Source organism: Haladaptatus sp., from assembly GCF_049589095.1.
Classification (GTDB): Archaea; Halobacteriota; Halobacteria; order Halobacteriales; family Haladaptataceae; genus Haladaptatus.
Genome location: NZ_JBAWAC010000230.1, coordinates 1 through 7,027 on the forward strand (window position 1 = coordinate 1; position 7,027 = coordinate 7,027).

General features: G+C 64.5%; 5 protein-coding genes. 2 read left to right on the forward strand and 3 right to left on the reverse strand.

The window, feature by feature from the left end; all coding sequences use genetic code 11:
* The 3 genes from WBV42_RS07435 to glpA all read right to left on the reverse strand — a co-directional run.
* Window positions 1-1,099, reverse strand: a 1,099-nt coding sequence (locus tag WBV42_RS07435) for an anaerobic glycerol-3-phosphate dehydrogenase subunit C (RefSeq protein ID WP_423985459.1), incomplete at its 3' end; no start/stop codon positions are given.
* Window positions 1,096-2,388 (reverse strand): glycerol-3-phosphate dehydrogenase subunit GlpB, encoded by a 1,293-nt coding sequence (glpB, locus tag WBV42_RS07440; RefSeq protein WP_423985460.1) that lies wholly within the window; start codon window positions 2,386-2,388, stop codon window positions 1,096-1,098. The genes WBV42_RS07435 and glpB, both read right to left, overlap by 4 nt.
* Window positions 2,378-4,045 (reverse strand): anaerobic glycerol-3-phosphate dehydrogenase subunit GlpA, encoded by a 1,668-nt coding sequence (glpA, locus tag WBV42_RS07445; protein ID WP_423985461.1) that lies wholly within the window; start codon window positions 4,043-4,045, stop codon window positions 2,378-2,380. The genes glpB and glpA overlap by 11 nt, the downstream gene beginning before the upstream one ends.
* A gap of 143 nt (window positions 4,046-4,188) precedes the next feature.
* On the opposite strand from glpA, the gene WBV42_RS07450 reads away from it, so the two are divergent.
* Complete coding sequence (locus WBV42_RS07450) at window positions 4,189-5,331, forward strand: Cdc6/Cdc18 family protein (RefSeq protein WP_423985462.1); 1,143 nt, start codon at window positions 4,189-4,191, stop codon at window positions 5,329-5,331.
* A gap of 141 nt (window positions 5,332-5,472) precedes the next feature.
* Window positions 5,473-7,017 (forward strand): glycerol kinase GlpK, encoded by a 1,545-nt coding sequence (gene glpK / locus WBV42_RS07455; RefSeq protein WP_423985463.1) that lies wholly within the window; start codon window positions 5,473-5,475, stop codon window positions 7,015-7,017.
* Window positions 7,018-7,027 lie beyond the last annotated feature (10 nt).

A 7,027-nucleotide genomic window follows, 5' to 3' on the forward strand; every position in this document is an offset into this window, starting at 1 on the left:
GATCGGTGCCGTCGAGCGCCGACAGCAGTTCGACGGCCTGCCCGTCGAGTCCCTGATTTCTGGCGTGACACGGCGCGTGGTAGGCGAGGGTTCCGAACTCGGATTCGGGGACGGAGGAGTCCGCGAGCGCGCCGTCCAAGTCCTCGTTGACTCGGAGATATTCGAGGGCTTCGAAGGTGTTCGCGGCGACTTTTGCGGTACCGTCGAAGGAGTAGAGTTCCGGGTACTCCTGTCGGAGCGCCATCGAACAGGACGTACACGAACAGATGACGTCGTAGCCCTGTTCGACCAGCGCGGCGAACGTCTCGATGTTGAACTTCGCGGCGCGCTTCGCGTCGTCCAGCATGCCGTTCGCGAACATCGGCGTCCCCGAACAGCGCTGCTCCGGCACGATGACCTCGTAGCCGAACTCCTCGAACACCCGGATCATCGACTTTGCGACCTCGGGCGTGTTGAAGTTCGAGTAGTCGCCGTGGAAGTAGGCGACTTTTTTGTCGGCGTCCTCGCTGTCGTCCCTATTTCGCTCGGCTCGTCGCTTCGAGGCGGCGTCGCCACCTCGTTCGTCCCACCAACTGGTGAACGTCTGCTCGGCGAACGAGGGGAACTCGCGTTCTCCTGCGATGCCGAGCAGTTTCTCGTAGACGGTCTTCGTCACGTCGAGGCCCATCACGAAGTTGGTGATCCGGGGGAACATCGCGCCAAGCGGCGCGAGTCGACCGTAGTTCGCCAGAATGCGGTTGCGGATGTACTCCCGCGAGAACTTCGACATCTGCTTGTCCACGTAGTCGCCGCGCGCGGTGTTGTGCATGCCCGAGAGGGGAACGTTCGACGGGCAGGCGCTGTCACAGCGCATGCAGTTCGAACACGACATGATGGAGTCGTCGATATCGTGGTCGTCCTTGCGCTTGAGCCGCCACTGTTCCGGCCCCTGGAACTTCGGCCCCGGGAAGTCGTCGTCCACTTCCGCGACGGGACACTCCGTGTCGCACGTCGAGCACTTGTAGCAGTCGTCGGACCCCGGTCTGAGGTCAAGCGGTTCGCCTGTAAACACGTCGCGTAGTTCGGCCGCCTCTCGGCTGCCCGTTTCCTTCTCACTCATGGATTGGTATTCACCTGTTCGCCCGCAAGTCGTCCGGCAACGACGCCCGTCGAAAGCGAGACGCCGCTACCCGATTTCTCCGCCGCGAAGTCGTAGCCGCCGAGAACCCCACCGGCCGCGCGGAGGTTCCCGAACTCCGGTTCACCCGCCGAATCGAGTGGGCGCAGTTCGTCGTCCACGTCCACGCCGAACCGTGGGAAAGCGTGGTCGCCGAACGCCTCCTCGTCCGACCAGTCGTAGCGGTCATCCGGTGCGGGGATGTAGCAGTCGAAAATCGGTTCGGAGACGCGTTCCCGCGTCGAGTCGATACCCTTCCCGACCAAGCCGCCGGTCGCCAGCACGAACTGGTCGCCGTGGAACGGGATCGCCGCGCCGTTTCGCTCCACGACGACGGCTTCGATGTCGTCGTCATCGTCCGTCTCGAAATCCACGACCGGGTTTCCGGACGTGGTTCGAACATCTGCCTCGACGAGAGCCTCGTGAAACGCCGTTTCCAGGCGCATGCCCGGAATGCTCGGCGGTCCCATCGGCACCTCGAACACGGCCGCGTCGAGTTCGGATTCGAGGCTGGCGATCACTTCTCCGGTCCGGTCCTCACCGAGCAACGCCGGGAAGCCGACGCGCTCCGCGCCGTCGAGGTGCGGTTCGACCGCATCGGCGAGCGCGGTTCGGATCGGGAGGGATGCGGACACGCCGTCTCTCGATTCCTCGATTCGCTCGTTTTCGTCCAGCGCGTGGGCGAGCCGCGTGATTCGAGCGTCGGTCCTGAAATCGCCCGGAAACGCGACCGTCGCGCCGTGGACGTCGAACGGAACGTCGGCCGAGAGAGCCTCGGAGGCCAGTGGTGCGTCGAAGTCCACAACCGTCTCGAAACCGACGAGCAGGGCGTCCCGGTCGTCGCTGGCGAGTCCGGCCGCGGTCGCGGGCGGGTATCGTGCGGTCGGTTTGATTTTCCCCCCGAAGGTGGGAACGAGGGCGTTTCGGTCGGTGTGTGTCCCCTCGTAATCGGCCACCGAATCGAAGAGGTCGAGGCCGTCTCGGACGCCGTCCTCGCCGACGATTCGGTAGGGGTGCTCGTCCGGAAGTCCCGAAATCGCGTCGAACGGGTTCGGGACGAGTCCGTCGGCGTCCGTGTACCCCAGCACGTCCACGAGGCCGCTCGCGTGCCGGAGCGTACTCTCCTTGTGCGAGAGCAGCCTGACTTGGGCACCTTCGCGGGCCGCCGAAAGCGCGGCGCTCATCCCGGCGATGCCGCCGCCGATGACCACCACGTCGTCCTCAATCGCCACGCTGGCCTCCGTCGAACGCCGCGAAGTCGATGTCTTCAGTAGTTTCGTCGCGGTTCATCGTCGTCGCGTGAAGGGCGTAGTTCAGCGCCCCCTGTGAGAGCTGTTCGCCCCACAGGCCGTGGCGCTCACCCTTCCAGCGCTCCTGAAACAGTTCGTCGAGGGCTTTTCGAGATGTGGGTTCGTCGTACTCCGGATGGAGTTCGTTCGCCATCCGGTGACAGCAAATCCCGCCCTGACAGTTGCCCATCGAGGACCGGGTGCGGATGCGAACCGCGTTCAGGTCGGACCCGGACCCCTCGATGGCGTCGTGAATCTCCGCGCGAGTGACGGCCTCGCATTCGCAGATGGTCGGGTTCGGATCACAGCTTTCGAGCACCCCCTCGGCGCGACTGCCGAGTCGCTGGACGCTTCTGCGGCCGATGGGCGAACGCAACCCGAACTCCTCCATGTAGTCGTGAAGCAGGGTGAAATCGTGACTGCCGGGGAGCGGTTCGTCGGCGGTGTGGCAGGTCGCCCTGACACCGAGTCGGTCACAGACGTGGTCGGAAATCTTCTCGGCCATCATCCGGTAGGTGGTGAACTTGCCGCCGACGATGCTCGCCATCCCCGAGAGGTCGTCGCGCTCCTCGTGATCCAACAGGAAGAAGTCGCGGGTGATGTCGGTCGGATCCGTCGTCCCGGTCCCCGGCGGTTCGTACAGCGGGCGAACCCCCCAGAACGTCCGGATGGTCCGAGAATCGCGGAGAATGGGAACGAGTTTCGACAACTCGTCGATCATCATATCCACTTCCCAACCTTCCTCGGGGTAGTTTTCAGGGTCCTCGACCTCCTCGTCCGTGGTGCCGAGAATCGCCGTCGTCTCGTGCGGGACGATGATGTCGGCGTCGCCCTTGGGTCGGCAGTGGTTGATGACCGTGTCCACCTGTCGGCAGTTCATGACCACCATCGCGCCCTTGGACGGACGAACTTCGACGTCCACGCCCGCCATCTCGCCGAGTTGTCCGGCCCACGCGCCCGTCGCGTTGACGACGTACTCGGCGCGAATCTTCTCGGTGGTTCCGGGCTGGGAGTGGTCGCGTTTGCCCGCCCCGCTCGCGTGGCGGACTTCGACGCCCACCACGTCGGTTCCCTCGACCAGCACGTCGGTCACTTCCGCGTGCGTCTCGATTCGCGCGCCGTGCATCTCCGCGTCGGCGGCGTTGGCCACGCAGAGTCGGAACGGGTCGATGGCCCCGTCGGGGACGGAAATCGACCGTTTCACGTCCCCGGTCAGGTAGGGTTCCTGTTCGCGCGCTTCCCTGGCGGTCAGTTCCTCGGCGGGGATGCCACAATCGCGACAGCCCTGTAGCTTCTCCTCGAAATAGTCGTCGTCGTCGCCCTCCAGTTGTACGAACTGGCCGCCGGTCATCTCAACGCAGTGACTGGCGATGTCCCGGAGGACGCGATTTTCCTCGATACACTCCTCGGCGCTGGCTTGGTCGGAGACGGCGTACCGACCGCCGCTGTGGAGCAGACCGTGCATCCGCCCCGTGGTCCCGTGGGTGAGGTTGCCCTTCTCGACCAGCGTCACGTCGAGGCCTCGCATGGCGAGGTCTCGGGCGATTCCCGTGCCCGTGGAGCCACCCCCAATCACGAGCACATCGGCGTCAGTTGCCATGTATGACGGTTCGTTGGAATCCACTTTAGTTTACCGACAGTAGCGGTGGTATAGATAAAATACGGCCCGGCGGCTCGAATTCCGGCGGAACGCGACGGCCGAGAGACAACTATTATCTACATTCGAACGGTTAGACGGCGGTAATGGACATCGGAGAGCGCATCGAGCGTCGCCGGGCGACACCCCCGGTCGCCAATTTCGTCGTCGAGTGTGGTGTCCTCAGCCCAATGACACACATCTCGAACCCCGTCGGGCGAGGATCCACCTTGGAACGACTGCTCGACGCGCTCGACCCCCTGTTCGACGGCCAACTCCCGTCGAACCTGCATCTGTACGGCCCGCCCGGTGCCGGAAAATCGGCCATCGTCACCGCGCTGTTCGACCAGCTCGCGGAACGGCTGTCCTCCGGCAACGGGCAGATACTGACGACGACCCGCGCCGAGAGCGAGGGTGGGTTCGATTTCGTCTACATCGACGCCAGGCGGGCGGGCACGGCGTTCAAACTGTATCGGTCGGTGCTCGATTCGTTGACCGACGAGCACGTGCCGAAACGCGGTGTCGGCACGGGAGCCCTCCGCCGAAAGTTGGCGACCGCCGTGGAGGACTCGAACCGGGGCGTCGTCGTCGCGGTGGATCACGTCGGTGAAGACGAAACGCTCACCGCCGCGGAGACGGAGTCGCTCTTCGACGAGACGGGCGACTCGCTGGCCGTGATGACGGTCGGCAGAGCGCGCGTGGAGGCGTCGAACGCGCTCGAAATCCCGGCGTACAGCACCCACGAACTCACCGATATACTCACGGAACGGGCCTCACGCGGGTTGCGGCAGGGCGTCCTCGATCACGCGCAGGTGAAGACGCTCGCGGAGTGGGCCGAGGGAGACGCCCACGACGCGCTCGCAGCGTTGTTCGGCACGGTAACGCTCGCCGTCGGGGCGGACGCGGACCGAATCCACGACGAGCATCTGACGGCGGGGATGGACGCGGTACCGCGCGACGGCGTTCCGCTTGGTATCGTCCTCTCGCTGCCGAAAAACCGCCGCCACGTCCTCGCCGAACTGCTCGAACTCGACGCGAGCGTTCGGGTGTCGGTCGAAACCAGCGCGACCGCCATCGCGGCGGAGACGGACCTTTCGGCCGGAACGGTCACGCGCTATCTCTACGAACTCGCCGAGGCCGGGGTACTCGAACGGGTAACCTCCGAGAACGGGACCCGGAGCGGACGGCAACCGAGCAGGCTCGAACCGCGGTTTCCGACGCTCGTGTTCGAGGCGCTCAACGAAAATTGAGCGAAGTCACACGCTCCTTGAAGGGGCAACATTTATAATGAAAGTGTTTGATGTTTACAGCCAATGGCCTATTGCCAGTAAAAATGGCTGGGCCACCCGATGGATACGGTCATTCAGGCATCGGACACAGGAGGTTATCCAATGGAAACGAACGATACCTACGTCGGCTCGATAGACCAAGGAACGACAGGCACCCGGTTCATGGTGTTCGACCACGCGGGAACGGTGGTCGCGAACGCCTACGAGAAACACGAACAGATCTACCCGGAACCGGGGTGGGTCGAACACGATCCGCTCGAAATCTGGGAGAACACGCAGTCGGTCATCGAATCGGCGCTCGCGGAGGCGGGTATCGACGCCGGGCAGTTGGCGGCCATCGGCGTGACGAACCAGCGCGAGACGACGCTGCTGTGGGACGCGGATACCGGAAAACCCGTTCACAACGCCATCGTCTGGCAGGACCGGCGGACGACCGACCGCATCGAGGAACTGGAGGCGGACGGGAAGGCGGACGACGTCCGGGCGAAGACGGGACTGCAACCGGACGCGTACTTCGCGGCGACGAAGGCCGAGTGGTTGCTCGATAATTCGGAACCGATCAAGACCCAGCGCGCTCGTCCGGCGAGTCTGCGTGAGCGGGCTGAAAGCGGCGAAATCCTGTTCGGGACCATCGACTCGTGGTTGATCTACAACCTGACGGGCGAACACATCACGGACGTGACGAACGCGTCGCGGACGATGCTGTTCGACATCCACGAGATGGACTGGGATGACGAGTTATGTGAGGAGTTCGACGTGCCGCGCGCGATGCTACCCGAGGTTCGTCCGTCGAGCGACGACGAGACCTACGGTTCGACTGACCCCGACGGCTTTTTGGGTGCGGCGGTTCCCGTCGCGGGCGCACTCGGTGATCAGCAGGCCGCCCTGTTCGGGCAGACCTGTTTCGACGCCGGTGACGCGAAGAACACCTACGGGACGGGGAGTTTCTTCCTCTTAAACACGGGTAACGAAGCCGTCGAGAGCGAGCACGGCCTGCTCACGACGGTCGGCTTCCAGCGCTCGGGCGAACCCGTCCAGTACGCGCTCGAAGGCTCCATCTTCGTCACCGGCGCGGCCATCGAATGGCTCGTCGACATGGACCTCATCGAGGACGCCGGGAAGACCGAGAACCTCGCCCGAAGCGTCGATTCGACGGACGGTGTCTACATGGTCCCCGCGTTCACCGGACTCGGCGCGCCGCACTGGAACCAGCGCGCCCGCGGGACGCTCGTCGGCATGACGCGCGGAACCCGGAAGGAACACGTCGTCCGTGCCACGCTCGAATCCATCGCCTACCAGACCCGCTACGTGGCCGAAGCGATGGAGGCCGACAGCGGCATCGAGGTCGAAACGCTGAAAGTCGACGGCGGCGCGGTGAAGAACAACTTCCTCTGTCAGCTTCAGGCCGACATCCTCGGGACGGATATCGCCCGACCAGTCGTGGACGAGACGACGGCGCTCGGGTCGGCGTACGCCGCCGGACTGGCCGTCGGCTACTGGGAGACCGCCGACGAACTCCGGAACAACTGGCAGGTGGACCGCGAGTTCGAGGTGGCGATGTCGAGCGACGAGGCCGACGAGAAGTACGGTCGCTGGGAGGACGCCGTGGAACGCTCGCTCGACTGGGCGAACGACGGAGGGTCGTAAATGGCGGAAC

What these genes read in the sequence shown, in the direction of transcription:
- WBV42_RS07450 (WP_423985462.1), top strand. Translation starts at nt 4,189, where the DNA reads ATGGACATCGGAGAGCGCATCGAGCGTCGCCGGGCGACACCCCCGGTC.
- glpA (WP_423985461.1), bottom strand. Translation starts at nt 4,045, where the DNA reads ATGGCAACTGACGCCGATGTGCTCGTGATTGGGGGTGGCTCCACGGGC.
- glpK (WP_423985463.1), top strand. Translation starts at nt 5,473, where the DNA reads ATGGAAACGAACGATACCTACGTCGGCTCGATAGACCAAGGAACGACA.